The following is a 26,941-nucleotide window of genomic DNA, read 5'->3' as shown; positions in this document are numbered from 1 at the left end:
CGCCGCGCGCAACTCCATATCGTCCTGGGCGGCATGTCCAGGACGGGCCTCCGTGACCCATCTCTAGGAGGCCGAGTGGCCGCAGCGCCCGCAGATGTCACACCCCTACTACTGATCCTGGCGATCGCCGCCTTCGTCCTGGTAGGCGTACGCCGCAAGTCCACCTGGCCGGTCCGACTCGCCCTCACCGTGGGCGCGGGCCTGTGGATCGCCCTCGCCGGCGGGGCCATGTGGATGGTCAGCCAGGCCACCGCCGCTGGCACACTCCCGCCGAAGGCGGGTGCTCCGGTCAACCCGTGTGTTACCGGGGCGCCGGCGAAGGCGTTCAACGTCTCGCTGATCAACCTGCCGATCTTCCTCAACCGGTTCGGGGACGTCGTCCCCGAGGGCAGGATGTACATCCTTGACTCGAACATCGCCACGGTGCGGGCCAACTTCAAAAGCGCCGCCGACCCGTCCAAGGCGAACCTCGACGATTTGATCGAGCCGCTCACGCTGCGGGTCAACAAGGGCGACTGCGTCACGGTCAATTTCACCAACCGGCTGAACGAGGCCGCGCCCACGCTGGACCGTACGGTCCGGGACTCGGCGATCTACACCCTGCCGGGGGAGATCAAGAAGGCTGCCGGTTCGAGCACGTTGGGCGCTCGGGAGTTCGCGCCGGCGCTCTCCGCGCCCAGGATCGACTTCGATCCGACCAAGGCGCCGAACGCCTCCATGCACTTCGACGGTCTGGACTACGACGTCAAGACCGGGGACGGGACCGTGGTGGGCGACAACCCGGACTCCACCGCGGCCCCGGGGGGAAAGATCACCTACCTGTTGCACGCGCAGGCCGAGGGTGAGTACCAGTTCAAGGACGGCGGCGACTTCACCTCCCGGCAGACCCGGCCCGAGGATTCCACCGGCAAAGTGAAGTTCATCGGCTCACACGCCTTCGGGGCGTTCGGTGCCATCGTGGTGGAGGCCAGCGATGCCACCTGGGTTGACTCTCGTACGGGTGGGGCGCTGGCGTCGGGCACTCGGGCGATCATCAAGCGCCCGAACAACAAGGACTTCCGCGAGCACGTGCTCTTCATGCACGACGAGGTGGAGGCCGAACCGGGCATCCTGACCCGCTACTGCAGAGGTGCCTCGGAGGACAAGACTGGCTCGGAGTGCGTGACCCCGACCGCGGCCCAGACGGCGGTCATGACCAAGAACACCCTTCCGGGTCTCGGCGGCGGCGACGCCGACGCGATTGTGCAGTACCACGAGGAAGTGCCGGTCAAGCTTGAGTGGTTCGCCTTCAACTACCGCGCCGAGCCGACCTACAACCGCGAGGAGATCGGCTGCCCTGCGGCAACGGTGGCCGGGCAGGGCTACAAGGCGAACGAGTGCGTCGGTGAGGAAACCTCGTTGTCGTCGTGGATCTACGGCGACCCGGGCGGCGGCGACCTGGTCTTTCCGAACTACCGGGGCGAGCCGACCCAGGTGCGGCTGCTGCACCCGGCCGAGTTCGAGACGCACACCTTCCACTGGCACGTGAACCGGTGGGCGTACGACCCTCAGAACGAGGGTGGGCTGGACTCGATCAGCAGCCCCAACCACGTCACCGCCAAGACCAACATCCTCGACGTTCAGTCGGTGTCCCCGGGCACCAGTTACGACCTGGTGGTGCAGGGCGGTGCGGGTTCGTCGCACAAGACAAAGCAGGCCACCTTCGGCGACATCATCTTCCACTGCCACCTCTATCCGCACTTTGCCACGGGCATGTGGGGGTTGAACCGTACCCTCGACAAGCTCGAGGACGGCACCCGGAAGAACCCGGACGGCACGCCGATCCCGCGGCTGCAGCCACTGGCCGATTTCGATTACCAGACCTCGGTCACCGGGATCAACCCGCCTCCGTCGCCGGACGCGGACAAGACCGGCTTCCCGCACTTCGTACCCGGTGTCTTCGGGTACAAGGCGCCGAAGCCGCCGCTCGGAGTGTCGGAGCGTGCGACGTCCGGTGTCTTCCCGCCCACCGTCAAGGAGAAGGCCGCGGCCGACCCCGGGGCGCAGGTGCCGGGCGGCTTCTTCCAGAACCCCTGCCCGGCCGGCAGGCCGACGAAGACCTTCGACATCTCTGCCATCCAACTGAACAAGGTGTACAACCCGACAGCCAAGTGGCGAAATCCGCAGTCACGCGTCTACGTGCTCGACTCGGAACGGGACGCGGTGCTGGCCGGCCAGCCACCGCAGCCCTTCTCACCTCTGCTCAACGTGGGTGACTGCGTGGTCTACAACCTGACCAACCGACTACCCATGACGTACGGCGGCACCGTCTTCGACCGGCTCCAGACCACCAACGAGGTCGGCCTGCACCAGCACATGGTCCAGTTCGATGTGCTCTCCTCCGACGGCGCCGCCAACGGCTGGAACTACGACCAGGGCGCCGACGGTGCGGCCAGCGGTGTCGGCCAGACCATCACCTACCGCGACTTCGTGCACGAGAACACATCCACGAACTCGTTCCACGACCACTTCTTCGCCAACGTCCACCAGGACGCGGGGCTCTTCGGCGGTGGCACCATCCATGACGCCGGATGCACCTTCCGCAGCCCGACAACGAACCAGGCGGTCGCCGTCGGCACCATGGTCTCGGTGGTCTGCGACAGCACCACTGACTACAACGGCAAGGAGACTGACGGGTACGACTACCGCAACGTGTCCCTCTTCATCGAGGATCACGTGCCGATGTTCAAGGATCCGGATCCGAGCACCACCAACGACGACCAGTTCGTCACTCCGTACGGGGTGCCGATCCAACCGGCACCGTTCCCTTCGAGCCTCGACGACCAGGGCGTGATGGGCATCAACTACAGGTTGGAGCCGTTCGAGGCGCGCCGAGACAAGGACCCGTCACAGGTGTTCGCGGCGCCAGATGAGTTCTCCGGGAACCCATACACACCCATGCCAATGGCGTTCAAGGGTGACCGGATCAAGTGGCGGCTGTTCCAGCTTTCCCAGGAGGAGTCCCACGGCTTCAACATGGAGGGCAGGTGGAAACAGGAAGCCAACGATGTGAACTCCAACGTCGTCTCCGCGCAGCACATCGGCATCCTCGAATACTTCGACATGCTCGTGAAACCGCAGACCGAGGGCCGCAAGGGTGGCGGACCGGTGGACCGGGACGAGCTCTACTTCCTGGGCGGTTCGGACGACATGTTCCTCGGCGCCTGGGGATATCTACGGGTCATGCGGTGCCAGTACTGGGGATCGTCCCCGGGCGGCGACCCGGACAACCCTCCTCCGCCGCCGAAATCGCTGCTGTATCCATTGCCGGACAACACCGCCAGCGCGCTGGACTGCATCGGCGAGAAGCCGGCGGTCGGCGCTCCGCCTCCCGGCACACCATGTACCACCGAAGCACCGGTGAAGGCGTTCAGTGTGGTCGCGATCAACCGGGACATCACCTACAACAAGGCTGGTGACCACGACCCGAACGGTCTCCAGTACGCGCTGGAATCCGACTGGACGAACGGCACCGTCAAGAACGAGCCGCTGGTCATCCGGGCCAACGCCGGTGACTGCGTGGAGGTCACCCTCAAGAACAGGCTTGATCCGGCCAAGATGGTGCCGAGCTGCTTCGAGGGCGTGGAACCGGGGCAGTTGGGCTACCGCACCAGCGTCCTGAGCTACCCGGGTTGCCTTGACCAGCCGCCGAAGGACGAGGTCAACGTGCCTGGCTTCCTGCCGCTGCCGGTGAGCAACCGGGTGTCCATGCGACCCCAGCTGACCGACCACTGGAGCTACTCCGCGGGCGTGAACGTCGGCGCGACCCACGGTTACGACCGCACGGCAGGCCCGGGGGAGCAGGTCACCTACCGGTGGTCCGCTCCGGTCCCCGGCATGGCGATGCTGCGTGACATGGCAGATCCGATGCACCACGCCTCGCACGGCCTGTACGGGGCACTGATCATCGAGCCGCGCGGCAGCACGTACCTCAACCCGACCACGGGCGCACCGCTGGCCAGCGGTGTCAGCGCGGTGGTCTCCAACCCGAACGGCGCCGACCACCGGGAAAACATCGTGCTGATGAACAGCGACCTGGCGCTGTTCCGCAAGGACACCAACGGCAACGTCGCCGACGACCAGCCGGTGCCGGACAACTTCGACCTGAGCCTGACGCCGAGCGATGTGGCCGATGACGCCGAGGACCAGGGCGAGTTCTCCATCAACTACAGCAACGAGCCCTTCGCGCACCGGTACGCCAACGACCAGAACATCACGAACATCTTCAGCTCGTACGTGCACGGAAATCCGTCGACCCCAATGTTCCAGGCGTACGGGGGGGACAAGACGGTGTTCCACGTCGGCCAGGCCGTCGGTGACCCGCGCTCGACAAGCTTCGCCCTGCATGACCACATCTGGCGGCGTGGGCCCAACGACCCTGACTCGCAGCTCGCGGCGAGCCAGGGGCAGTTCAACCCGGGTGTGTCGTATCAGATCGTGCTGGACCCCGCGGCCAATGGCGGTGCCGGCGGCCGACGGGGCGCTGCGGGTGACTACCTGTATCGCTCCGGCACGCTGGCCCGGCACCTGACGGGCGGCCAGTGGGGCATCTTCCGGGTGTATGGGACGGGCCGGACCGGCCTGATCGCGCTCCCGGACCGGCCGATTGCCGGCAGCGGTCCGGCGTAGGTGAGAGGAGGCGCGATCATGCAAGGTAACAAGTGGGTGCAAGCGGGGCGGCGGACGTGACCGCGCTCAGGGAGAGGTTGCGGCTCTCCGACGAGATGCTGGGCCGGCCGGCCTCTGCCGGTAGGCCGGTCCGAGCCGGAAGACCGGTCCGGCCCGGCCGGGGGCCTCGCAAACGGGGGCCGAACCGGTTCCGGCAGGGCATGCTTCTGGGGATCTGCATCGGGATGACGGCCGCGCTGCTGGTCGGGGTGGTCGGCTTCCTGGCCACCCGGCCTCGGGTCGTCGTACCAGCCGCTGCAGAGACTGCCCCAGCCGAACGGCACGGCCAGGGCAACGAGCAGCAGCCGCGGGCAGCGATCTCGATTGACAGTGAGCACCTGGGAAACCTCCAGGTGCGGATCGAGGCGAAGGTCAGCTCGCCGACCAGCTATGACCCGATCACCAAGGGTCAGGTCGTGGCATACACCGACATGGTGGCAATGCCGATGGCGCACAAGTCGAGTCCGATCGTGATGGCTGAGATGTCCGGGCAGCCGGGCGTGTACCAGGCCCTCACCAACGTGCCCATGGCGGGCGAATACAACGTCATCGTCGAGGTGAAGCAGCCGATGGCGTCCACCGCGAACCAGCGGTTGAACGTTGGCACCGTGGAGCAGAAGAAGTAGTAGTGGTGGCAAGGCGATGGGCGGGCCCGGATGGGCCTGCCCATCGTTGTCCCCAGTTTGTGGGGGGCTCCCTTTCACCATCAGAAGCTGGCGCTTTGACAGCCACGCTGGCCAGCGCAAATTCGAACGGGTATCACTGCAACGACTATCTTCGATCAATGTGGTCGGGCTTACGACAGTGGGGCCGGAGGCGTCTCCGCCACCGGCCCCACCGTTAGTTGTCGAGCCGCGAAACCGTTACTTCTTCGCCGGCGTCACGTAGATCATGGCGGACGAGTTGTCCCCGGCCGCCTTCTTGATCGTCAGCGAGACGCCGTAGTTCACGCCCTGGTCGCCGGGGTTGCCGGTGCCCAGCACGATCGCGCCACCGCCCAGGGTCACGCCGTAGAACTCCGGCGCGGGGCTGCCGTCCGGGTGGGTGACCCGGGTGGTGTACGGCGCGTTGTTGCGCGACGGCAGGACCACCGACGCGTCGTTGTCCCGGGCGTAGGCAGCGCCATCGCGCATCTCGATGCCCGGGTACCAGCCCTTGGCGTCGGTGAACGCCTTCACCGGCGCCTGACCCTTGAACTTCGTGCAGTACGCGCTGTACGGCTCGTCCGCCGCCTCCAGGCACTCGGTGAACGGGTACGTCCGCTGCAGCGTGAAGGCCGCGTTCGACGACTGCGGCCGGCTGGGCAGGTTGTCCGTCACCGACGGGTCCTTCACGGCCGCCTCGCCCGTACGCCGCAACGGGTCGAAGTGCGAGTCGACGATGAGCAGGCCGCCCTTCGCACCGTAGCTGGGCAGCGCGGTCATCTGCCCGGTGACGTGGTTGACGTCGCCGAGCGCGGTGTCCCGGTACCAGACCAGCATGCCCGGCGCGTTGTAGGAGATCCGGTCGACCTTCCACGCGTCGTGCGAGTAGATGGTGTCGTAGGCGTACTTCAGGCCCTTGTCGAAGCCGTCGAAGTTGCGCCACTCCGCCAGGTAGTACTGGGCGTGCACCTCGGTGCCGCTGGAGATCGTCCAGCCCTCACCGGTGGTGTCGACGAAGGTGCCGCCGGTGGCCGTCCAGCCGTTGGCGCCGCCCTCGACGTCGTCACTCCAGGTGGTGGCGCCGCCGCCGGTGACCGAGAAGTCGTCGACGAACCAGTTGCGCTCCTCGAACGCCTCGTCGGTGGCGAGACGCAGCCGCACCTGCACGGTCGTACCGGCGTACGCCGACAGGTCGACGTAGTCGTGCCGCCAGCCGTCGGTGCTGCCGGTCAGGCCGTACTTCTTGCCGCCGAAGTCGTTCATCCGGCCGTTCGGGTCCGGGTAGCCGTCCGGCGTGGTGACGACCGTGCCACCCTCGTCGTACACCTTCTGCTCGGTCCAGGTCGTACCGCCGTCGGTCGAGAGCTCGACGAAGCCGTAGTCCCAGTCCTCCTCGATGATGTAGTTGTTCCACATCCAGAACTTCGAGTCGGCCGCCGCCGGCACGTCGACCGAGCGGCTCAGCTTGACGTCGGCCCACTCCTGGTCGTTGTTGCTGTGCCACATCTTGGTGCCGCTGTGCGGGGTGGCCAGCGTCGTGACCTTGTCCGGCAGGTCGACCTTGATGCCGTCCTCGGAGTCGATCGGGGTCCGCGACGTCTGGCCGAGCTTCACCTCGCGCGGGTTCGACCCCGGGCGGATGGTCAGCGGGTCGGCCCAACCGAGCACCCACTTGTCCCAGATGCCCATGTGCGTCGGCAGCGCCTGGAAGATCTCACCCGAGTGCGAGCCCGAGGCCATCAGGTCCCAGAAGTCCACGTCCGAGTCGGCGTTGCCGGACGTGTCGTACAGGTCCGGCAGGCCCAGGTCGTGGCCGAACTCGTGGGCGAAGACGCCGACACCGGCGTCCTCCGGCTGCACGATGTAGTTCGACGCCTTCAGGTTGGTGCCCGGGATGGTGTAGCCACCGGCGACCGTGGAGGAGTGCGCCCACACGGCGTACACGCCCTCGGCGCCGCCACCACGGGACTTGCCCTGGCCGGCGTGCACCAGCACGAGGTGGTCGATCACGCCGTCCGGCTCGAAGACGTTGCCGTCACCGTCGCGGTCGGCCTGGTCCTCGATGTCGTAGTCGGCCCACGGGAAGTTCGGGTCCTTGGCGACGAGCGCGTCGATCGCGTCGGTCGCCAGGCGGCCCGCGCCGGCCGGGTTGTCCGGGTGACCGTTCATCGACTGCTCACGGCCGGGAACCCACGCGCCGGTCTCGTCCTGGAAGCAGCGGTTGGCCGCGTACCAGCCCTCCGAGTGCGGCACGGTGATCCACGGGCTGGCCTGCCCGTCAACCGTGTACGCGTTCTTGGACATCTCCAGGTACATGTTGTGCATGGTGCGACCGGACAGGTCGATGCCCTTCTTGCCGTCCGGGCCCTTCAAGTCCGTGCGGACCCGCTCGGTGATGCCCTTCTTGCTGTAGAGCATCTTGTTGTAGTGCTGCGGCGAGAAGTCCGGCACCCACATCGAGTTGTTGTCCTCGTGGGGCAGGCGCGCCGGGTCCGGGATCTTGTTGTGCTTCGGGCCGTTCTGGACGGTGCCGGGGACGCAGGTGCGGTCCTCGAACACCGTCTTCGGGACCATCACGCCGGTGAAGTCGTCGTTGGCCTTGTCGTTGAACTCGACCAGCAGCGTCAGCAGCTTCGCCGTCTGGGTGGTCGGTGCCTTCTTGAACTTGCGGGGGTTCTGACCCGTCCGCAGCGACTTGGCCTCGTCCTTGGCCAGCTGCCGTGCGGTCACCGGGTTGCCCCGGGCGTGCTTCTGGTCGAACGCACGCGCGGACTCCGCGGCGGGGGTGTAGATGCCACCCTTGCCCTTCACCTCACGGCCGGTGGTGTCCGGCTGCACCTCGGGCTCGGCGTAGTTGATGTAGTGCTCGTCGGCCCCGATCACCGCCAGAGGGGTGCCGGACGGCGACTGGGCAGCCGCGCTGCCACTCACGGTCAGTGACGTGGCGGCGAGGGCGATGGCGGGCAGCGCGACGAGTAGTCGTCGCCGCGCCCTGGACTGCGGTTTGTGGTTCATGCCGCTCCGTTTCTCGGGCATGGGGAGGAGGACGTTGGCGTGGCCGACCATCGAAGCGATGTGTGTCGAACTCTTCCAACCTGCGTGAACCTAAAGCACAACCGGCCGAAAGGACAGAGGTGATCTACGCCTGTGCCCGTTCAGCTTCTCCCGACTCCCCCGACCGACCGATGTGACAGTGGCGAGGCGGCGCGAACCGTACCCGTAAGACGTGACGGAGGGTGGCGGTCCGCACGGACCGCCACCCTCCAATTGGTACGCCTACCGTCAGTCCTCGTCGGACTTCGTGCCGCTCATCCCCGAGGAGATCAGGTCCATCACCGAGGAGTCCTGCAACGTGGTCACGTCGCCCAGCGACCGGTTCTCCGCCACGTCCCGCAGCAGCCGGCGCATGATCTTGCCGGAGCGGGTCTTCGGCAGCTCCGGCACCAGCATGATCTGCCGCGGCTTGGCGATCGGGCCGAGCGTCTTCGACACGTGGTTGCGCAGGTCGGCGATGAGCTGCTCGCCCGCGTCACCGACGATGTCCGTGCTGCCCCGGGGAATGGCGAACGCGACGATCGCCTGACCGGTGGTCGGGTCGGTCGCGCCGACGACCGCCGCCTCGGCCACCGACGGGTGCGACACCAACGCCGACTCCACCTCGGTCGTCGAGATGTTGTGCCCGGACACCAACATCACGTCGTCCACCCGGCCGAGCAGCCAGATGTGCCCGTCGTCGTCCTTCTTCGCACCGTCGCCCGCGAAGTACATGCCCTGGAAACGTGACCAGTACGTCTCGATGAACCGGTCGTCGTCACCCCAGATGGTGCGCAGCATCGACGGCCACGGCTCGCGCAGCACCAGGTAGCCGCCCCCACCGTTCGGCACCGACTGGCCCTGGTCGTCCACCACGTCGGCCACGATGCCGGGCAGCGGCGTCATCGCCGAACCCGGCTTGGCCGCGGTCACCCCCGGCAACGGCGAGATCATGATGGCGCCCGTCTCGGTCTGCCACCAGGTGTCCACCACCGGCAGCTCGCCCCGGCCGATGTGCTCCCGGTACCACATCCAGGCCTCCGGGTTGATCGGCTCGCCGACGCTGCCCAGCAGGCGCAGCGAGGACAGGTCGAAGCCGGCCGGGATGTCGTCGCCCCACTTCATCATCGTCCGGATCAGGGTGGGCGCGGTGTACAGGATGCTCACCCCGTACCTGTGGATGATCTCCCAGAACCGGCCCTTGTGCGGCGTGTCCGGGGTGCCCTCGTACATCACCTGGGTGGCGCCGTTGGAGAGTGGGCCGTACACGATGTAGGAGTGGCCGGTGACCCAGCCGATGTCGGCCGTGCACCAGTAGACGTCCGTCTCCGGCTTCAGGTCGAACACCGCGTGCGTCGTGTACGACGCCTGGGTGAGGTAGCCGCCGGTGGTGTGCAGGATGCCCTTCGGGCGGGCCGTGGTGCCGCTGGTGTAGAGGATGAACAGCGGGTGCTCTGCGTCGAACGGCTGCGCGGTGTGCTCGGCCGACGCGGTCTCCACCGTCTCGTGCCACCAGTGGTCCTTCTCCGACCACGCCACGTCCTCGCCGGTGCGGCGGACCACGAGCACGTGCTCCACCGACGGGGAGTTCGCCACCGCCTCGTCCACAGTGGGCTTCAACGCCGACGGCTTGCCCCGCCGGTAACCACCATCAGCGGTGATCACCACCTTGGCGCTGGCGTCCTGGATCCGGTTGCTCAACGAGTCCGCGGAGAAGCCACCGAAGACCACGCTGTGCGCGGCGCCGATCCGGGCGCAGGCCAACATCGCCACCGCCGCCTCCGGGATCATCGGCAGGTAGATCGCCACCCGGTCGCCGGCGGTCACCCCCAGGTCGGTGAGCGCGTTCGCCGCGCGACAGGTCAGCTCGTGCAGGTCGGCGTACGTGATGGTGCGGGTGTCGCCCGGCTCGCCCTCCCAGTGGATCGCCACCTTGTCGCCCCGGCCCGCCTCGACGTGCCGGTCCAGGCAGTTGTACGCCACGTTGAGCTGTCCGCCCACGAACCACTTCGCGAACGGCGGGTTCGACCAGTCGAGCACCTCATCCCACTTCTTCGACCAGGCCAGCCGATCGGCCTGCTTCGCCCAGAAGGCCAGCCGGTCGGCCTCAGCCTCGGCGTACGCGTCGACGGTGACGTTGGCGTGCGCGGCGAGTTCGGCCGGCGGGGGGAACTGGCGCGTCTCGTTCAGCAGATTGGCCAATGCCTCGCTCATGCCGTGACTCCTCATCCTCGGGGTGACCTGCGTCTCGATGGCACGAGGGTAGTCGCGGGGCCTGCGACCGGCCACGGCTGCCCACTGCGTCGCGCCGAGTGGCCTCCGCCGCGCGCCCGACGGCCCGTTCCCCGCCCGTCCCCGCCGGGGTCGCCGCGCGGGGCGCCTTGATCAACGCAGGTTTCTGGAAATCGCCGTGTCCAGGCCGGGCGGACACCCCGACTTCAACGAACCCGTGTTGACCTTGCCCGTGCCGGGTCGGTCGGGTCGGGTGGCCCGATCGCCTTGCGGCCCCGCCGGGTCCGGCGGGTGGTCCGGGTCGCGTTGCGGGCGGGTGCGGCCCGCCGCGCCGGGTCGGGTCGTTAGCGTGGCGGGGTGACCACCGACCCGCTCGCCCCGCTGCTCGCGCTCGCCGACATCGCCACCGCCGTCGAGCAGGCCCGCGAGCGGTTCGACCAGGCGCTCGGGCACCGGGCGCTGCGCCGGCACGGTGGACAGGTCGCCGCCGAGGTCAGCCTGCGCTGCGCGGTGGCCAGCGCGGCCCTTGAGGGGGCCGGGCACGAGCGCGAGGCGGTCCGGGCCGGCACCGTCACCGACCCGGTGCTCCAGGGGGCACTGCGGGTCGCCGGGGCGCTGCCGGGCCTGAGTGAGCTGTGGCCGAAGGCGCCCCGCCAGGCGCTCGCCAAGCTGCACGTGCTCGCCGCCCGCGACGTCGTGTCGGAGGCCGAGCTGGGCCGCCCGGTCGCCGACCCCGTGGTCGCCACCCGACTCGACGGGCTGGCCGCCCTCGTCGCCGGCGGCACGGAGGTCTCCCCGCTGGTGCTCGCCGCCGTCGTACACGGGGAGTTGTTGAACCTGCGCCCGTTCGCCGGGCCGTCCGGCGTGGTGGCCCGCGGGGCCGCCCGGCTGGTGCTGCTCGCCAGCGGCCTCGACCCGCGTGGCCTGCTCGCCGTCGACGTCGGGCACCGCGAGCGGGAGCCCGAGTACGTCGGTGCGGCCGGTGCCTTCGCCACCGGCACCCCGGACGGGCTGCGCTCCTGGCTACGCCACTACATGGCCGCCGTCGAGGTCGGCACCGACCAGCTCACCGCCATCGGAGACGAGATCCTCGCCGCCGCCTAAGCGGCGATCAGCCCCGCCGCCCCGGTGCGGCCCGTCCTCCCCGACGTCGATCTTGGGGTTGTGGTGCCTCGCAAAAGGTGCCAATGCGCCGAAGGCGCCCACCACAAGTCCAAGATCGACGTGAGAGTGGACGGGACGGGACGGGGGTGGGGTGGGGTGGGGTGGGGGTTAGGCGGTGGTGGCGGCTCGGGTGCGGCGGTGCCGGCCGTACCAGGCTATGCCGATGGCCACGCCCACCCCGACCCCCAGGGCCGCCGCGGCCACCGGGACCGCCGGCCGTTCCCGCAGGCGCCGGCCCAGCGGGATCGGGTGCCGGAACTCCAGCACCGGCCACGCGTTCTCCGAGGCCAGCTTGCGGAGCTGCCGGTCCGGGTTGACCACACTCGGGTGGCCGACGCACTCCAGCAAAGGGCGATCGCTGTACGAGTCGGAGTAGGCGTACGAATCAGCCAAGTCGTAATCCCGGGCGGCGGCCAACTCGCTGACCGCCTCGACCTTGCTCGGGCCGGCCGCGTAGAACTCGACCTCGCCGCTGTACCGGCCGTCCCGCACCGTCATCCGGGTGGCGATCACGTCGGTCACCCCGAGCAGTTCGCCGATCGGCCGGACCATCTCCTCGCCGGACGCCGACACCAGCACCACGTCCCGCCCAGCCGCCTGGTGCTCCTCGATCAGGGCGGCGGCCTCGGCGTACACGTAGGGGTTGATCAGCTCGTGCAGCGTCTCCGCGACGATCTGGCGGACCTGCTCCACCTGCCAGCCCTTGCAGAGCGCGGCCAGGTAGTCCCGTGTTCGGGCCATGGTCTGCTCGTCGGTGCCGCCCAGCCGGAACATCAGCTGCGCGTACGCCGACTTGACCACGTCACGCCGGGTGATCAGCCCATCCCGGTAGAACGGCCGACCGAACGCCAGGGCGCTCGACTTGGCGATGACGGTCTTGTCCAGATCGAAGAAAGCGGCACTTCGGCCCACGGCGCGAAAGTCTAGCCGGATGGTCTATCGTCGGCGGGTGCCCGGGGTCATGCCACCCCTCAGACCTGCGGGCTGGCAGCATCATCTCCGCTCCGCGTGATCACGCTCACACTCTGCGAGGAGATTTTCGCAGTGAGTGGAGTCGGCACCACTCGACGTGACGGGCCCGCTCAGGCAGACTTGTCCGTACGACGAGCTTTCACATCCTCGAAACAGGCAGACCCTCAGCGGTTGCACCCCCCGTGACCGCTGAGTGGTTCGGCTCGACCCCCCCGGAGCCGAACCTCCGACGACCCCCGTCTCCCCCCGACGGGGGTCGTCCCTTTCTGCTGGAAACGCTCCACCGCTCGGACAGGTCTCCTCCCCACCTCGTCGTGCACCATGCGATCGCCGCTTGGCGTGTAATTTGCCGAACGGGACGAGCTGAGGAGGAAGCAGGTGGCTGCTGGTGGCTTCTCGACGAAACGGCTGGCTCGGCTGCGGGGTCTCCTTGAGCACCACGTCCAATCCGGCTTCGTCCCAGGCATGGTGGCCGTCCTCGCCCGGCACGGCGAGGTGCACATCGAGGCAACGGGTCAGCTCGCGTTCGAGGGCCCCGGGTCGCGGACGCCGATGGCGGTCGACACGATCTGTCGCCTGGGCTCGATGACGAAGCCGATCGTCGCCGCGTGTGCGATGACCCTCGTCGAGGACTGCACGCTCCGCCTCGACGACCCGGTCGACGATCTCCTTCCAGAGCTGGCGGACATGACCGTGCTCGCCGATCCCCACGGTCCACTGGACGACACCGTCCCGGCGAACCGCCCGATAACGCTGCGGGACGTCCTGGACGGCACCCTTGGCACCGGTATGGTCCCCGCCGAGCCGGGAACGGTCCCGATCGCCGACGCGCTGAACGCACTCGAATATCCGTCGCCGGACGAGTGGATCCGCCAGCTCGGTGACCTTCCGCTCGTCCACCAGCCAGGTGAGCGCTGGATGTACGACACCGCCGCCAACGTGACCGGTGTGCTCATCGCCCGGGCCACCGGCATGTCCTTCGGGGATGCCGTGGCCGAGCGGGTCTGCAAGCCGCTGGGAATGGCCGACACCGCCTTCAGCGTGGGTAGCGCGAGCATCGGCCGGTTCGCGACGGCGTACGAGCAGGACAACGCCACCACCGGCGAGCTGGTCGTCGAGGACGCTCCCGACGGGCGGTTCAGCCGACCGCGGATGTTCGAGTCCGGTGGCGGCGGGCTCGTCTCGACCGCCCAGGACTACCTCGCCTTCGCCTCGGCTCTGCTTGCCGGCGGCGCCCACCGTGGCGAGCGGGTGCTGTCGCGGCCCGCGGTCACACTGATGACGAGCGACCACCTGACCCCGAACCAGAAGGCCATCTCCGGGTTCTGGCCCGGATACTTCGACGCCATCGGTTGGGGCTTCGGAATGTCGGTCCGGACCCGCCGCACCCACCTCGGGCCCTCGGTCGGCAGCTACGGATGGCCAGGCTTCTATGGCACCGCCTGGTACAACGACCCCGCCGAGGACCTGACGACGATCGTGTTCATGCAGCGGGCGCACGCGGGCGACCAGCGGTTGCCGATGTGGCACGACTTCTGGACCACCGTCTACCAGGCGATCGACGACTGACCGCGGCGTTCGTACCCCGGTGGGCGGCACCCGCCCTCGACCGCGCGGTAATCCCCGGGGCCCTCAGCGACACAAGCCAGGGTGAGAGTCGCCGAGGCAATGGGGGTTCGGGTGGGTCCACCGAAGAAGCGGGACGAGCGCTGGTTCACCAGCCTTTACGCCGCCGAATACGAGCACATAGTCCGATACGGCCTTCGCCGGCTCGCTGACCGGGATGCGTCCGCGGAGCTTGCCCAGGAGGTCTTCGTCGTCGCCTGGCGTCGCCGGGTGGAGGTGCCGGAACGCAGCCTGCCCTGGCTGTACGGGGTGGCCCGGCGCCTTCTGGCGAACCAGTGGCGGTCGCGACGCAGCGCACCGGACCTCCTCTCGATCACCGATGTCGACCTCGAGCGACTGGCCGGATCGTCGGGTGCCGACACGAGCGTCGGGGTCGCCGACATCTGGACCGCTCTGGCCAACCTCAACGACCTCGACCAGGAAATCCTCCGGCTGGTCGGCTGGGAGGAGCTGACGGTGTCCGAGGCGGCAAAGGTTCTCGGTTGCACCGGGGCGACCGCCGCGGTGCGCCTGCATCGCGCCCGCCGCCGTCTTGCCGAAGCGATGTCGGACCGGCCCGCGCAGGCCCGGCGCAGCCCGGTTTTGGTCACCATTCGAGAGGATCTGTGATGTTCGGAGCAGAGCGAACCCGTACTCTTCTCGGCCCGGCCGACCCGGCCCGGAACGCCGCCGTCGGGCCACCGCTGGTCTCGGCGCGCGAGCTGATCGACCGCGCCGACGCTACCGAGACGGTGGCCGGGCGTCGTCGCGTACGCCCGACCCGCCGGCTGGTCCTGGCGGCCGGCACGCTGGCGGTCGCGGCCGGCGCCGTGGCGGTGCTCCAGCCGTTCGGCGGGGTCGCACCGGAGACTCCGGGCGAACCGGCGGCGGCAGCGGGGTTGGTACTCGTGCCGGTCGCGTACCAGTTCGACGCGGATCCGCCGGCCGCCGGCCCGCAGTTGCGCATGCTGGCCGACAAGATCAAAGACGCGGCGTACGACCACCAGAGCGGGCGCTACATGTATCACCACTCGAAGCTGTGGGGCGATCCGGTGATGACGTCCGCCGACGGCCGCCACCACGTGGCCTTCGCCAGCGAGACGAAGATCTGGCAGGCCGCCGACGGGACCGGCAACCAGGCCAGCTCTCAACTGGAGCCGCAGTACCCCGACCAGGAGTCTCGGGACTACTGGCAGCGCGAAAGCCTTGGGCAGCCAGCAGCCACCGGGACCCCCGCACCGGGTGTCCTTCCGCTATCGCCCCGGGAGCTCAGGCCGCCGTCGGCCGTCCCGTCCGAGCTGCGGGAGCTGCTGAAGGTCGAGTACGGCGCGGGGGCGGCTAGTAAGGAGGTCAGCACGGTCTACGGGCGGTACGTCGTACCGCGTGCGACCCGAGCGGCGATCCTGCGGGTCCTCGCCGATGTGCCCGGCTTCCGCTGGCGGGGGCAGGTCACCGACCGCGCCGGCCGGCACGGAGTGGCCATCACCTTCGACGACCGCGAGCACGACCAGCAATCACTTCTGATCTTCGATCCGAAGACGGGCGAATTGCTCGCTTATGAGCTGTTGACGCTGTCGCCCGTGCGGATCAGCTCGTACAAGGTGATCCTCGATACCGCCTGGACCAACCGGGTCGGCTGACCGCCGACTTGCGGGGCCGCTCCTTTGGGAAGCGGCCCCGCTGTTTTCCCGTAGTGGCAGTAGCTGCGGCGTTGCCTGTGCTTTTAACAGATCAATTGTGTCGGCGGGGGTTTTCCACAGGCCACCAGGTTGTCCACAGGCGACGACATCGGGTCGGCTCGTGGGGCGAATTCCGAGCAGGGTCGGCGGCATACCAGAGCCCGACCGCTGGAGGCCGCGATGCCACCCCGTACCACGGTTCCGCCGATCCGCCGGCTCCCGCTGGTCGTCACCGGCGACGACGATCTGCTCGACGATGTGCTCCGGCTCGCCGCCGTTGGCGGCACCGAGGTGGAGCTCGCCCGCGACCCGGCGGCTGCCCGTACCCGTTGGCTTCCCGCGCCCCTGGTGCTGCTCGGCGCCGATCAAGCACAGGCCTGTCTGCGCGCCCGGTTACCGCAGCGGCCCCGGCTGGTGCTGCTCGGCCGGGCCGGTCAGCTCGACCCCGGCTGGCAGGTCGCCGAGCTGATCGGGGCCGAGCACGTCGCCACGCTGCCGGCCGCGGAGCCGTGGCTGGTGGATCGGTTCGCCGAGCATGATCCGGACCGTCCGGCCGGCGTCGGCGCCCGGGTCGTCGCGGTCCTCGGTGGCCGGGGTGGTGCGGGCGCGAGCGTGCTCGCCGGTGGTCTTGCGGTGACCGCCGCCCGGGCCCGGCTGCGCACCCTCCTGGTCGACGCCGACCCGCTCGGTGGTGGCCTCGACCTCGTGCTGGGCTGGGAGCAGTTGGAGGGCCTGCGCTGGCCGTCGCTCACCAGCGCCGACGGGCGGGTGGACGCTCCGGCGCTGGTGCAGGCCCTGCCTAGCAGGGGTGATCTCGTGGTGCTCTCCTGGGACCGCGGCGAGATGCTGGCGTTGCCGGCGACGGCGATGGCGGCGACCGTCGACGCGGCCCGGCGTGGGCGGGACTTCGTGGTGATCGACCTGCCCCGACAGTTGGACGACGCGGCCGTGGTGGCGTTGCAGGCCGCCGATCAGACGTTCGTCGTCGTACCGGCCGAGTTGCGAGCCACCGCGGCGGCCACTCGGGTGGTGGCCGCGGCTGCCCCGCACTGCGCCGCACTCTCGGTGGTGGTGCGCGGGCCCGCCCCGGGGCGGCTGCGGGCGACCGAGGTGGCACGCGCGCTGGGCCTTCCCCTGGCCGGCACGCTGCGCCCCGAGCCGGGGCTCTGCCGTGGGCTGGAGCGGGGCGAGGCGCCGGCCGCCGGGGGCAAGGGCCCACTGGCCGCGCTCTGCCAACGGATCGTCATCGACCTCACCGGCGCGCCGGCTACGGGTGCGGCATGACCGCCGGGCCGGAGGACGGCACCCTCGCCGCCCGGGTACGGCAGCGGATCGCCGCCGCCACCACCCCGGTCACCGCGGCTGCCATCGTCTCGGCGGTACGGGCCGAGCCCACCGCCGCGGTGCTCGGTGACACGGCCATGCTGCGGATCGCCGACCGGGTGCGCGACGACCTCGTCGGCGCCGGGCCACTGGCGCCGCTGCTCGCCGACCCGGAGGTCACCGACGTCCTCGTCAACGGCGTTCGGGTCTGGGTCGACCGCGGATCGGGGCTGCACCAGGTCGCGGTGCCGGTGGGCTCGGTGGAGGATGTCCGCCGGTTGGCGCAGCGGCTGATCGCCAGCGCGGGACGGCGACTCGACGACGGTTCCCCGTACGCGGACGCGCGGCTTCCCGACGGCACTCGACTGCACGCCGTGCTGCCGCCGGTGGCTACCGAAGGTCCCTACCTGTCCCTGCGAACCTTCCGGCACCGGCCGTTCACCCTCGACGAGTTGGTGCACCAGGGGACCGTGCCACGACCGCTGGCGCCACTGCTCGCCGCCGTCGTCGCGGCCCGCCTGGCGTACCTGGTGACCGGGGGCACGGGGTCGGGCAAGACGACCCTGCTCAACACCCTGCTGGGGATGGTGCCGGCCACCGAACGGATCGTACTGGTGGAGGACGCCGCCGAGCTGCGTCCGGGGCATCCGCACGTGGTGGGGCTCCAGGCGCGTACCGCCAATGTGGAGGGCACGGGCGTGGTCAGTCTGGCGGACCTGGTCCGGCAGGCGTTGCGGATGCGCCCGGATCGGCTCGTGGTCGGGGAGTGCCGGGGCGGTGAGGTGGTCGATCTGCTGGCCGCGCTCAACACCGGCCACGACGGGGGTGCCGGCACGTTGCACGCCAACACACCGTCGGACGTGCCGGCCCGGTTGGAGGCCCTGGGCATGCTGGGTGGGCTGCCGCGCGCCGCGCTGCACGCCCAGGTGGCCGCCGCGTTGCAGGTGGTGTTCCAGGTGCGACGTGGCGACCAGGGCCGCGTGCTGGAGTCGGTCTGCCTGCTGCTGCCCGAGGGGCCCGAACGGCTGGTGACCGTGGTGCCCGCCTGGGTGCGCGGCAGTGGGCTCGGGCTTGCCGCCCGTGCCCTCGGGGCGCTGCTGCGGGAGCGAGGGGTGGCGGTGCCGCCCATCCTCAGCGAGCCCTGGCCCGGATCGGCGGGTCCGGCATGACCGGCGAGACGATGCTGGTGGCGGCGCTGCTCCTGGCCGCCGCTGCGCTGGTGGCGTGGCCTGTGTGGAGCATTCGAGCCCGTCGACGTCGCGTCCTGACGCTGGGACGCAGGGGCGGCGGTGTCGATCCGGACGACGCCCTGGTGCAGTGGATCAGGGAGCTCGGTCGTACGCCGGACGGGCCGGTCGACGGCACCGGCGTTGCCCCGACCTCGGGTCATCCGGTCGGCATCGCCCACGAGCCGGGTGCCACCGCGGGTTCCAACGGAACGCGGACGGCACTCGGCTGGCCCGACCGGGACGTCACCCGCAGCCCGAGGTGGCTTGGAGCGGCAGGCGCGTTCAGGCGTCCGGAGGGCCTGACCCGCCCGCCGGCTCGTCGGGATCCCCGACGCCCGACCGGCGCGGCCCCCCAGGAGGTGGCCATTACCTCGTTCGGTGCGGGCCGACGGACTGCCGCATCGGCGGCCACGACCACGATCGGTGTCAGCGGTGTGGATGTGGGCGGTCGGAACGACGTCTCTGGCACGGTAACGGCCGCCGATGGGCTCGGCGACCTGGACATCGGCTGTCGGGGCGACGCGTCCGGTGTGCCGGTGGCCGGCGGGTGCGCGATCGCCGACTGCCGGGACCACGGGCGTGTCGGCCGGACCGACCGAACGCCTCCGTCGTGGCGCACCTCGCGAAAGACGACCCGACTGCTGCCACTGGTCGGTCTGCTCGGCGGCGGTGTGGGTGCCGTGGTCGGCGGTCCGGTGGCCGCCGTCGCGATGGCCGGGTACGGCACGCTGGCCGTGCGCGCCGTGCTGCGGTGGCGAGTGAACCGGAGCGCCGAGCGGAGCCGACGACGTGCGCTGGACCAGCTCTGCGGTCTCGCGGCGGACCTACGGGCCGGCCTGCCCGTCCCACACGCGCTGGAGGTCGCGGCCATCGAGCGTGACGGGGCAGCCCGCCTACGTCAGCTGACCTCGGCGGCGGTGCGGTTGGCCGACCGGACCGGCGCGCCGCTGGCGGAACTCGTCGAGCGGATCGAGGCGGACGCTCGGGCGACCGACCGAGGGCTGGCCGCAGCGGCGGCCCAGGCGGCCGGCGCCCGGGCCACGGCGTGGCTACTGGCGGCGCTGCCGATCGGCGGGATCGGGCTTGGGTACGGGATCGGCGTCGACCCCATGGCGGTGCTCCTGCACAGCACGGTCGGCGGAGCCTGCGCGGTCGCCGCGGTCGCCCTACAGGTCGTGGGCCTCCTCTGGGCGGAACGGCTGGGCGCAACACCGGGGCGGGCCGAATGACGCCCCGGAATCGAGCCAGCCAGCCCAACTACGCCGGCCGGACCAACTCGGCGAGCCAGCTCAGCTCGGCGAGCCAGCCCGGCTCAGCCAGCCAGCCCGGCTCAGCCAGCCAGCCCGGCTCGGCAAGCCAGCCCAACTCCAGTCTGCGGCGGCGGCCGGATGTGATCCGGCTCGTGGCGGTGCTGGGTGGGCTCGCCGTGGCCATCGTTGTCGAGGGCTGGTTCGGGCTGCTCGGCGCTCTTCCGGCCGTGTTCCTGCTTGATGTCCTGCTGCGCCGGATCGAGTCACCCGCTGTTCGCAAGCGGCGGCAGCAGGAGGCCGCCGCCCTGCCGCTCGCCGCCGACCTCCTGGCCGCGGCGATGCGGGCGGGCGCCCCGGTGGATCGCTCGGTGCTGGCCGTCGCCGAGGCCCTGGACGGGCCGCTTGCCGGCCGGTTGGCCCGGGTTGGCCGCACCCTGCTGCTCGGTGGTGGCCCAGCGGAGGCATGGGCCGCGCTGGACGGCGTGCCCGGCGCGGAGCGGCTGACCGCGGCGACGTTGCGCTCGGCCAACAGTGGTGCCGCACTGGCCGGTGCGCTGACCCGGCTCGCCGACGACCTGCGCGCCGACCGGGCCACCGCCGCCGAGGCATCGGTCCGCCGGGCGGGTGTGCTCATCGTCCTGCCGCTGGGGCTGTGCTTCCTGCCGGCGTTCATTCTCGCCGGACTCGTGCCGGTGATCGTCGCCGTTCTCGGCGACGTGCTCTGACCCATCGAGAAGGGAAACAGTCATGCGCAAACTCATCGGTCGCCTACGCGGCGATGCCGGAATGAACACGGCCGAGTACGCCGTCGGCACTCTCGCGGCGGTCGCCTTCGCCGGGATCCTGTTGAAGGTGCTGACCTCCGGCAACGTCCAGTCGGCGCTGACCGCCGTCATCGACCGGGCCCTGAAGTGATCGAGCGCCGGCGGGCCGGCCGCGATTCAGGGTCGAGCGTTTTCGGGCTGGCGGCACGCGGCGGGCGGAGACATCGCGTCCTCGTACGGGCTGCCAGCGGGGACCGGGGATCCTTCACCGCCGAACTGGCGGCCGGCCTGCCGGCGCTGCTCCTGCTCCTGCTGGCCGGCCTGACCGCGGTCAATGCGGTCAGCGCTCAGGCGGGCTGCCTGCACGCGGCCCGGGAGGCGGCGCTCGCCGCCGCCCGGGGTGCGGACGGCAGCGCGGAGGGTGGTCGTGCGGCGCCGCCGGGGGCAGTGGTGTCGGTGTCCGTCGACGGCGACCGGGTGCAGGCGACGGTACGGGCGCCCGTCCGAACGCTGGGCGGCCGGCTACCGCGAATCACCGTGGTCGCCACCGCAGTCGCCGCCGTCGAACCGGGCGCTCACGAGGGGAGTGGGTAGTGCCACGAACTGGTGACCCGTCACACCGCGCCGGTCGCCCGGCGGCTGCCGGAGGGCTCGTTGATGGTCGGCCGGACCCGCAGCGAGGTGGCGCGACGGTTCTGCTGCTGGCGATGGGGCTCGCCTTCGTGGTGTTCGGGACGTTCGGCGCCGCCATCGTCGCCGCCGGAATGGCGAGGCAGCGGGCGGCCGTAGCGGCCGACCTCGGCGCGCTGGCCGGGGCAGCCCGGGCACTCGACGGCGACGCCGTGGCTTGCGCGTCCGCGTCCGACCTCGCCGTTCGCAACGATGGCCGGCTGGTCGACTGCCACCTCGACGGGCTGGACGTGCTGGTGACGGTCGAAGTGGCGTTCACGCCACTACCCGGCCTGACCCGGGTGGCCGCGGCGAGCGCCCGCGCGGGCCCGGTGCGGGGCTGACCCTCGCGGCGGCCCCGCTGCACGCCACCAATGCGGCGGCGGGCGCGGTCGGAGCAGGCGCGGTCCGAGCTGGGGCGGCCCGGAGATGGGGCGGTCCGAGCAGGGGCGGCCGGAGCTGGGGCTGGCCGGAGCTGAGTTCGGCCGGAGCGGGGGGCGACCGGGGCGGTGTTGGCCCCGGGCAGGGCGCTGGCAGAGCAGGGTGCGCGGCCTGTGGATCGTCGGGCCTGATCCGGGTCGCGGCGTCGAGCGCAGGTGCGGATTCGGTGCGCGGCTGAAGGAGCCAGGGCCCTGGTCGGATTGGTGGGCACTATGGAGCTGAATCGTTTACGACATCAAATGTGATGCGTTTACGACATCAGCTCCAAAGGGGGAGCGGACCGCGTCAGGGGTTGAGTCACCAACGGCGTGTCGGCCGCATGTGCGGTCCGACAACGTGGCGCCCGCATGTGCGGTCCGACGGTGTGCCGGCTGGAAAAAGGTGCCGACGGCTTGCCGGCCGGGACTGGTCGAGGTCCAGGTTCCGGCCGGCAGCCGAGGAGTGGGTGGCCGCGACGGCGACCGCGGAGGGTCACCGCGCTGCCCTGGTCCGGGCCCGGGTGTGTCAGCGGGCCTGGAGCGCGTCGAGGGCGACGGCCATCGCGATTACCAGGCGGCGGTCGATCTGCGGGTTCTGTACCTCGACGACGTACTTGTCGCGCAGGCCCCACTTCTTGACCACGGTGAAGACCGGCTGGCCACCTGCGGTGAAGTCGAAGTGGTACGGCAGCCAGGACAGCGAGTCGACGAACCGACGCAGCAGTGCCACCGGCATGCTGCGCTCCTGGCCCGTCACCTGCGGCAGGCCGGCCTGCTCGACGTGCCAGGTGGACCGCAGCAGCGATTGGGCGAAGTCCTTGCGGAACAGGCCGATCGGGTTGCCGGCCGCGTCGGTGACGTCGTACGTGGCACCGAGGTCGATGCGCTGGCGGGCCTTGAAGCCGAGCAGCGGCTGCTGCTTGGAGTCGTCCGTGTAGATGGTCACCTGCTCCTTGAAGGCGAGCCGCTTCTGCTGCGCGAACGCCAGCAGCTCACCCTCGGTGCCGTCCGGGGAGACCGCCCGGACCTCGTACTGGTTGACCATCATGCGCAGTCGCTGGCGGATGTGGAACTGGTGCTGGCCCTGCAAGTTGTCGAGCTGCATGTGTGAACTCCTCTGGGGTTGGTGCGCCGGAGTCTCGCACAGCCCGACAAGCGTCGCGCCCCTGCCGCCCGCGATCAGTTGCTGCTGGGTAGCCGTCGAGGCCCGCCGGACGACTACCCAGCACGGAGTGATCACTGGTGCCCTAGCAGGATCACTCCAGAAAACCTCAGCGGCTGTCGGCGGACGTCGCGGCGCGCAGCGCCCAGGTGTTCAGAACCTGGTGGATGCCGCGCAGCCGCTCGTTGATCTGTTCCAGCCGTTCCGCCTGGGCCAGGGCGGCCAGTGCCGACCCCAGCGCGATCTGCTGGTCGAGGGTGAGATTGTCCTGGTCGATGGTGTAGAGCAGGTCGACGGTCTCGGCGATGGTGTCGGCCACAGCTTCTCCTCGGGCACGGGGGGCGATCAGCAACATAAGCATCGATGGAAGCGCTCCCAAACCATTGTGCCCCGTGCCATGCCGATTCATGCAAGCTGCTCAGGCCGGCAGGTTCGACAGCACCACGTCGAGGACCCGGATCGCGTCCGGCTTGGAGAGGGGGTTGTTGCCGTTGCCGCATTTCGGTGACTGCACGCAGGACGGGCAGCCGGTCTCGCAGCCGCACTCCGCGATCGCGTCCCGGGTGGCGCGCAGCCACGCCGCCGCCGTCCCGTACGCCCGCTCGGCGAACCCGGCGCCGCCCGGATGCCCGTCGTAGACGAAGACGGTCGGCGCCTCGGTGTCCGGGTGCAGCGCGGTGGAGAGCCCGCCGATGTCCCACCGGTCGCAGGTGGCCATCAGCGGCAGCAGGCCGATCGCGGCGTGTTCGGCGGCGTGCAGCGCACCCGGCACGTCGGCCGGCTGGACCCCGGCGAGGGCCAACGACTGCGGTGACAGCGTGAACCAGACCGCGACCGTGCGCAGCTCCCGGGTGGGCAGGTCCAGCGGCCGGGTGTCGATCACCTCGCCGGTGGCGATCCGCCGCCGCTGGTACGACACCACCTGGCTGGTCACATCCACCTCACCGAGGAACATGCCGACCGGCCCGGCGTCCACGTAGGAGCGCACCGACACCACGGACAGGTCGGTGACGTCCCGGGCGTGGGTGGACCAGTCCGGCTCCTCGGCGTGCACCAGCGCGCAACCGTCGGCGAGGTCCAGCTGGTCGACCACGTACGAGACGCCCTGGTGCAGATAGACCGCGCCGGAGTGCAGCAGGAAGTGTGACGAGCCGCCGTCGACCGTGCCGAGCAGCCGGCCGGTCGACGACTCCACCACAGCGACCGGGGCGCCGCCCTCGCCGCGCAGGTCCACCTCGGGCCGTTCCCGGTGCCGCCAGTACCAACCGGTGGGCCGTTGCCGCAGCGCCCCCGCCGCGACCAGCTCGTCCACCGCCTCCTTCGCCCCCTCGCCGAAGAGCGCCAGGTCGGCCGGGGTGAGCGGCGCCTCCACCGCGGCGCAGGCGAGCTGCGGTGCCAGCACGTACGGGTTGGCCGGGTCGAGCACCGTCGCCTCCACCGGCGCGCCGAAGATGGCCTCCGGGTGGTGCACCAGGTAGGTGTCCAGGGGGTCGTCCCGGGCCACCAGCACCGCGAGGGCCTCCTGGCCGGAACGCCCGGCGCGGCCCGCCTGCTGCCAGAGAGACGCCCGGGTGCCCGGGTAGCCGCAGATCAGTACCGCGTCGAGCCCGACCAGGTCCACGCCCAGCTCCAGCGCGTTGGTCGAGGCCAGGCCGAGCAGGTCGCCGTGCAGCAGTGCCCGTTCCAGCTCGCGCCGCTCCTCCCGCAGGTAACCGCCCCGGTAGGCGGCCACCCGGTCGCCGAGCCCCGGCACCGCGTCGTCCAGCGCCCGACGCGCGTTGGCGGCCACCACCTCGGCGCCCTTACGGGAGCGGACGAACGCGAGGGTGCGTACCCCCTCGGCGACCGTGTCGGCGAGCAGGTCCGCGGTCTCGCGCAGCGCCGACCGGCGGACCTGGCGAAGCTCGTCGTGGTCGCCCGTCGCCTGCGAGGGCGCCGGAGGTGAGGAGCCGTCGCCCGTCGCCTGCGGCGGCACCGGGGAGGACGAACTCGAGTCGGGTGGCAGCAGCGGCGGCTCCCAGAGCGCGAAGGTCACCCCGCCGCGGGGGGAGGCGTCCTCCGTGACCGCCGTCACCGGCAGGCCGGTCAGCCGTCCGGCGGCGGTGGCCGGGTCGCCGGAGGTCGCCGAGGCCAGCACGAACACCGGGGTGGCCCCGAACCGGGCGCACTGCCGACGCAGCCGACGCAGCACGTGCGCGACGTGCGAGCCGAACACGCCCCGGTAGGTGTGGCACTCGTCGATCACCACGTACGCGAGTCGGCGCAGGAAGCCGGACCACTGGGCGTGCCCGGGCAGGATGCCGTGGTGCAGCATGTCGGGGTTGGTCAGCACGAACCGGGAGTGCCGGCGGATCCACTCCCGTTCGGTGCGCGGAGTGTCCCCGTCGTAGCAGGCGGGGCGTACCCCCTCCAGCTCCAGCGCGGCGACGGCGCGTAACTGGTCCGCGGCGAGCGCCTTGGTCGGCGCCAGGTAGAGCGCTGTGGCCCGGGGGTCGGCGAGCAGGGTGGCCAGGGCCGGCAGCTGGTACGCCAGTGACTTGCCGGACGCGGTGCCGGTGGCGACGACGACGTGCTGGCCCTCGTACGCCAGGGTGGCCGCCTCGGCCTGGTGCTGCCAGGGCGCGACCACGCCGCGCCGGGCGAACGCCGCGCGTAGTTCCGTCGGTGCCCACGACGGCCACGGCGCGGGCACCCCGGCGCGGGCCGGTACCCGCTCGACGTGGGTGACCGGGTCGGCGGCGCCCCGGGCGCGTAGCCGGCGCAGCAGCTCGACCGGCGCTGGCCCGGGGCCGGGACCAGCGGATACGGTGGCCGCGGACGACGACTCCAGGTCGTGGCGCGGCGTGCGGCGCGCTGAGCTGAAGTCGTTGGAGGTCACGCCCTGCACTCTCGCACTGGTGTTCGGAGATGAAAAGTCGGACACCGGGGTAAGGGGTAGCCTCCGCTGGCGTCCGCAGGCCGTCCCGGCGGTAGTGGTTAGATGCCCACGAGAGTTTACGGCTCTGGCGAGGAGGACCGATGGAGCTGTCACTGGCGACCCGCACCGTGGGCGAGCACACGGTGCTCGAGGTCGGTGGTGAGGTGGACGTCTACACCGCGCCCCGGCTCCGTGAACGACTCCTCGAACTGATCGACGGTGGTGCTCGTCACGTGGTGGTCGACCTCGGTCGGGTGGATTTCCTCGACTCCACCGGGTTGGGCGTGCTGGTCGGCGCGCTCAAGCGGCTCCGCTCGGCCAGCGGTTCGTTCGCCCTGGTCTGCGACAAGGAGCCGCTGCTCAAGATCTTCCGGATCACCGCACTGGACCAGGTGTTTCCGCTGCACCCGACGGTCGACGCGGCGATCAGCGCCGACTCGGCGGGCGCCGGCGCGTGATGGCGACAGTCAAGCTCTCGTTCTCGCCCGCCCCGGTGCACGTGCGCACCGCCCGCCTGGTCGGCGTCGCCGTCGCCCGTCGGGCCGGGGTCCGGGAGGACCTGCTGGACGAGGTTCGCCTGGCCATCGGTGAGGCGTGCACGCGCGCGGTGGCCCTGCACCGGCAGTACGGCTTGGCCGACCCGGTGCTGGTGGAGATGTCCGACGGTGGCTCGTACGCCGTGCGGGTGGTGGACCGGGCGCCGATCGAGGCGGGTATCGGTCTGACCGCGCTGCCGCCGGACGAGCTGGCCAACGAGTCGCTCACCGATGAGGCGCTGACCACCGGCGTCGGCTTCGCGCTGCTCGCCGGCTTCGTCGAGGACCTGCAGGTGCGCCCGGTCGACGAGGGCATCGGCACCGAGGTACGGATGGTGTGGCCGGTCGGCCGCTGATTAGTTCCGCTGCGTAGGCCGCGTCCCCTGCCGGGGATGCGGCCTTCTTTGCATGGATCGGGCCCTATATCAGATTTCGTTTCATAACACAGCGACGAAGATCATCGCGACACGGTGCCACCTGGATGTGACCTCCAACACTGCGGAGGGCTACAGTACCCGGGTTGTCAGCAAGTGACCCATCCCGCAGCCAGCGGGTATGGGTGTTCATCGCTGGTCCGCTGGTGGGTTGGCGCGCGCTTGCGAGTCCGCATCCAGGCGTCGGTCAGTGCGTCTCCAC

General features: G+C 70.5%; 21 protein-coding genes. 15 read left to right on the top strand and 6 right to left on the bottom strand.

What is annotated here, in order from left to right; genetic code table 11:
* Positions 1-75: 75 nt before the first annotated feature.
* Together ACIBD9_RS03370 and ACIBD9_RS03365 are read left to right on the top strand one after the other, a co-directional pair.
* Positions 76-4,668: a hypothetical protein gene (locus ACIBD9_RS03370; RefSeq protein ID WP_396714108.1), complete on the top strand. Its 4,593-nt coding sequence runs from the start codon at positions 76-78 to the stop codon at positions 4,666-4,668.
* Positions 4,669-4,892: 224 nt separating this feature from the next.
* Entirely contained in the window at positions 4,893-5,333 is a 441-nt protein-coding gene (locus tag ACIBD9_RS03365) for a FixH family protein (protein ID WP_396714106.1), read from the top strand.
* Between the two features lie 237 nt (positions 5,334-5,570).
* Here the strand turns inward: ACIBD9_RS03365 and ACIBD9_RS03360 are convergent, their stop codons facing one another.
* Positions 5,571-8,366 (bottom strand): immune inhibitor A domain-containing protein, encoded by a 2,796-nt coding sequence (locus tag ACIBD9_RS03360; protein WP_396714104.1) that lies wholly within the window; start codon positions 8,364-8,366, stop codon positions 5,571-5,573.
* A 267-nt stretch (positions 8,367-8,633) separates the two neighbouring features.
* The gene (gene acs / locus ACIBD9_RS03355) at positions 8,634-10,598 is read right to left on the bottom strand and encodes an acetate--CoA ligase (RefSeq protein WP_396714102.1); all 1,965 of its coding nucleotides are present in this window, start codon (positions 10,596-10,598) and stop codon (positions 8,634-8,636) included.
* Between the two features lie 375 nt (positions 10,599-10,973).
* On the opposite strand from acs, the gene ACIBD9_RS03350 reads away from it, so the two are divergent.
* Complete coding sequence (locus tag ACIBD9_RS03350; protein ID WP_396714100.1) at positions 10,974-11,720, top strand: oxidoreductase; 747 nt, start codon at positions 10,974-10,976, stop codon at positions 11,718-11,720.
* 168 nt (positions 11,721-11,888) lie between these two features.
* Here the strand turns inward: ACIBD9_RS03350 and ACIBD9_RS03345 are convergent, their stop codons facing one another.
* Positions 11,889-12,692, bottom strand: a complete 804-nt coding sequence (locus tag ACIBD9_RS03345) for an HAD family phosphatase (RefSeq protein WP_030486293.1) — start codon at positions 12,690-12,692, stop codon at positions 11,889-11,891.
* Between the two features lie 438 nt (positions 12,693-13,130).
* On the opposite strand from ACIBD9_RS03345, the gene ACIBD9_RS03340 reads away from it, so the two are divergent.
* The 10 genes from ACIBD9_RS03340 (at position 13,131) to ACIBD9_RS03295 (ending at position 21,615) form a co-directional block, all read left to right on the top strand.
* Positions 13,131-14,321, top strand: a complete 1,191-nt coding sequence (locus ACIBD9_RS03340; RefSeq protein WP_396714098.1) for a serine hydrolase domain-containing protein — start codon at positions 13,131-13,133, stop codon at positions 14,319-14,321.
* A gap of 111 nt (positions 14,322-14,432) precedes the next feature.
* Entirely contained in the window at positions 14,433-14,987 is a 555-nt protein-coding gene (locus tag ACIBD9_RS03335; RefSeq protein ID WP_396714096.1) for an RNA polymerase sigma factor, read from the top strand.
* On the top strand, positions 14,987-15,997 hold the full coding sequence (locus ACIBD9_RS03330) for a CU044_5270 family protein (protein WP_396714094.1): 1,011 nt from the start codon (positions 14,987-14,989) through the stop codon (positions 15,995-15,997). Before ACIBD9_RS03335 ends, ACIBD9_RS03330 begins: the two co-directional genes overlap by 1 nt.
* 219 nt (positions 15,998-16,216) lie before the next feature.
* Positions 16,217-17,320 (top strand): septum site-determining protein Ssd, encoded by a 1,104-nt coding sequence (ssd, locus tag ACIBD9_RS03325; RefSeq protein WP_396714092.1) that lies wholly within the window; start codon positions 16,217-16,219, stop codon positions 17,318-17,320.
* On the top strand, positions 17,317-18,528 hold the full coding sequence (locus tag ACIBD9_RS03320; protein ID WP_396714090.1) for a TadA family conjugal transfer-associated ATPase: 1,212 nt from the start codon (positions 17,317-17,319) through the stop codon (positions 18,526-18,528). The genes ssd and ACIBD9_RS03320 overlap by 4 nt, the downstream gene beginning before the upstream one ends.
* Positions 18,525-19,817: a hypothetical protein gene (locus tag ACIBD9_RS03315; protein ID WP_396714088.1), complete on the top strand. Its 1,293-nt coding sequence runs from the start codon at positions 18,525-18,527 to the stop codon at positions 19,815-19,817. The genes ACIBD9_RS03320 and ACIBD9_RS03315 overlap by 4 nt, the downstream gene beginning before the upstream one ends.
* The gene (locus tag ACIBD9_RS03310) at positions 19,814-20,563 is read left to right on the top strand and encodes a type II secretion system F family protein (protein WP_396714087.1); all 750 of its coding nucleotides are present in this window, start codon (positions 19,814-19,816) and stop codon (positions 20,561-20,563) included. Before ACIBD9_RS03315 ends, ACIBD9_RS03310 begins: the two co-directional genes overlap by 4 nt.
* A 22-nt stretch (positions 20,564-20,585) precedes the next feature.
* Positions 20,586-20,753, top strand: a complete 168-nt coding sequence (locus ACIBD9_RS03305) for a DUF4244 domain-containing protein (protein WP_151492073.1) — start codon at positions 20,586-20,588, stop codon at positions 20,751-20,753.
* A 47-nt stretch (positions 20,754-20,800) separates the two neighbouring features.
* Entirely contained in the window at positions 20,801-21,196 is a 396-nt protein-coding gene (locus ACIBD9_RS03300) for a TadE family type IV pilus minor pilin (RefSeq protein WP_396714427.1), read from the top strand.
* Positions 21,196-21,615, top strand: coding sequence for an Rv3654c family TadE-like protein (locus tag ACIBD9_RS03295; protein ID WP_396714084.1), 420 nt, complete (start codon positions 21,196-21,198; stop codon positions 21,613-21,615). The genes ACIBD9_RS03300 and ACIBD9_RS03295 overlap by 1 nt, the downstream gene beginning before the upstream one ends.
* Positions 21,616-22,216: 601 nt before the next feature.
* On the opposite strand, the gene ACIBD9_RS03290 is transcribed toward ACIBD9_RS03295, so the two are convergent.
* The 3 genes from ACIBD9_RS03290 to ACIBD9_RS03280 all read right to left on the bottom strand — a co-directional run bounded on the left by ACIBD9_RS03290 (position 22,217) and on the right by ACIBD9_RS03280 (position 25,682).
* Positions 22,217-22,795: a hypothetical protein gene (locus ACIBD9_RS03290; protein ID WP_366341509.1), complete on the bottom strand. Its 579-nt coding sequence runs from the start codon at positions 22,793-22,795 to the stop codon at positions 22,217-22,219.
* A 166-nt stretch (positions 22,796-22,961) separates the two neighbouring features.
* A complete protein-coding gene (locus ACIBD9_RS03285) occupies positions 22,962-23,171 on the bottom strand; it encodes a hypothetical protein (RefSeq protein ID WP_091395467.1) in 210 nt (69 codons plus the stop codon).
* 99 nt (positions 23,172-23,270) lie between these two features.
* On the bottom strand, positions 23,271-25,682 hold the full coding sequence (locus ACIBD9_RS03280; protein ID WP_396714425.1) for a DEAD/DEAH box helicase: 2,412 nt from the start codon (positions 25,680-25,682) through the stop codon (positions 23,271-23,273).
* A gap of 188 nt (positions 25,683-25,870) precedes the next feature.
* On the opposite strand from ACIBD9_RS03280, the gene ACIBD9_RS03275 reads away from it, so the two are divergent.
* Positions 25,871-26,227, top strand: a complete 357-nt coding sequence (locus ACIBD9_RS03275) for an STAS domain-containing protein (RefSeq protein WP_091395433.1) — start codon at positions 25,871-25,873, stop codon at positions 26,225-26,227.
* Positions 26,224-26,661, top strand: coding sequence for an ATP-binding protein (locus ACIBD9_RS03270; protein WP_030334228.1), 438 nt, complete (start codon positions 26,224-26,226; stop codon positions 26,659-26,661). Before ACIBD9_RS03275 ends, ACIBD9_RS03270 begins: the two co-directional genes overlap by 4 nt.
* Positions 26,662-26,941 lie beyond the last annotated feature (280 nt).

It is taken from the genome of Micromonospora sp. NPDC050784, from assembly GCF_044456765.1.
GTDB lineage: Bacteria > Actinomycetota > Actinomycetes > Mycobacteriales > Micromonosporaceae > Micromonospora > Micromonospora foliorum.
The sequence above is the reverse complement of the archived record's forward strand: the minus strand, read 5'-3'. Positions and strand labels throughout refer to the sequence as shown.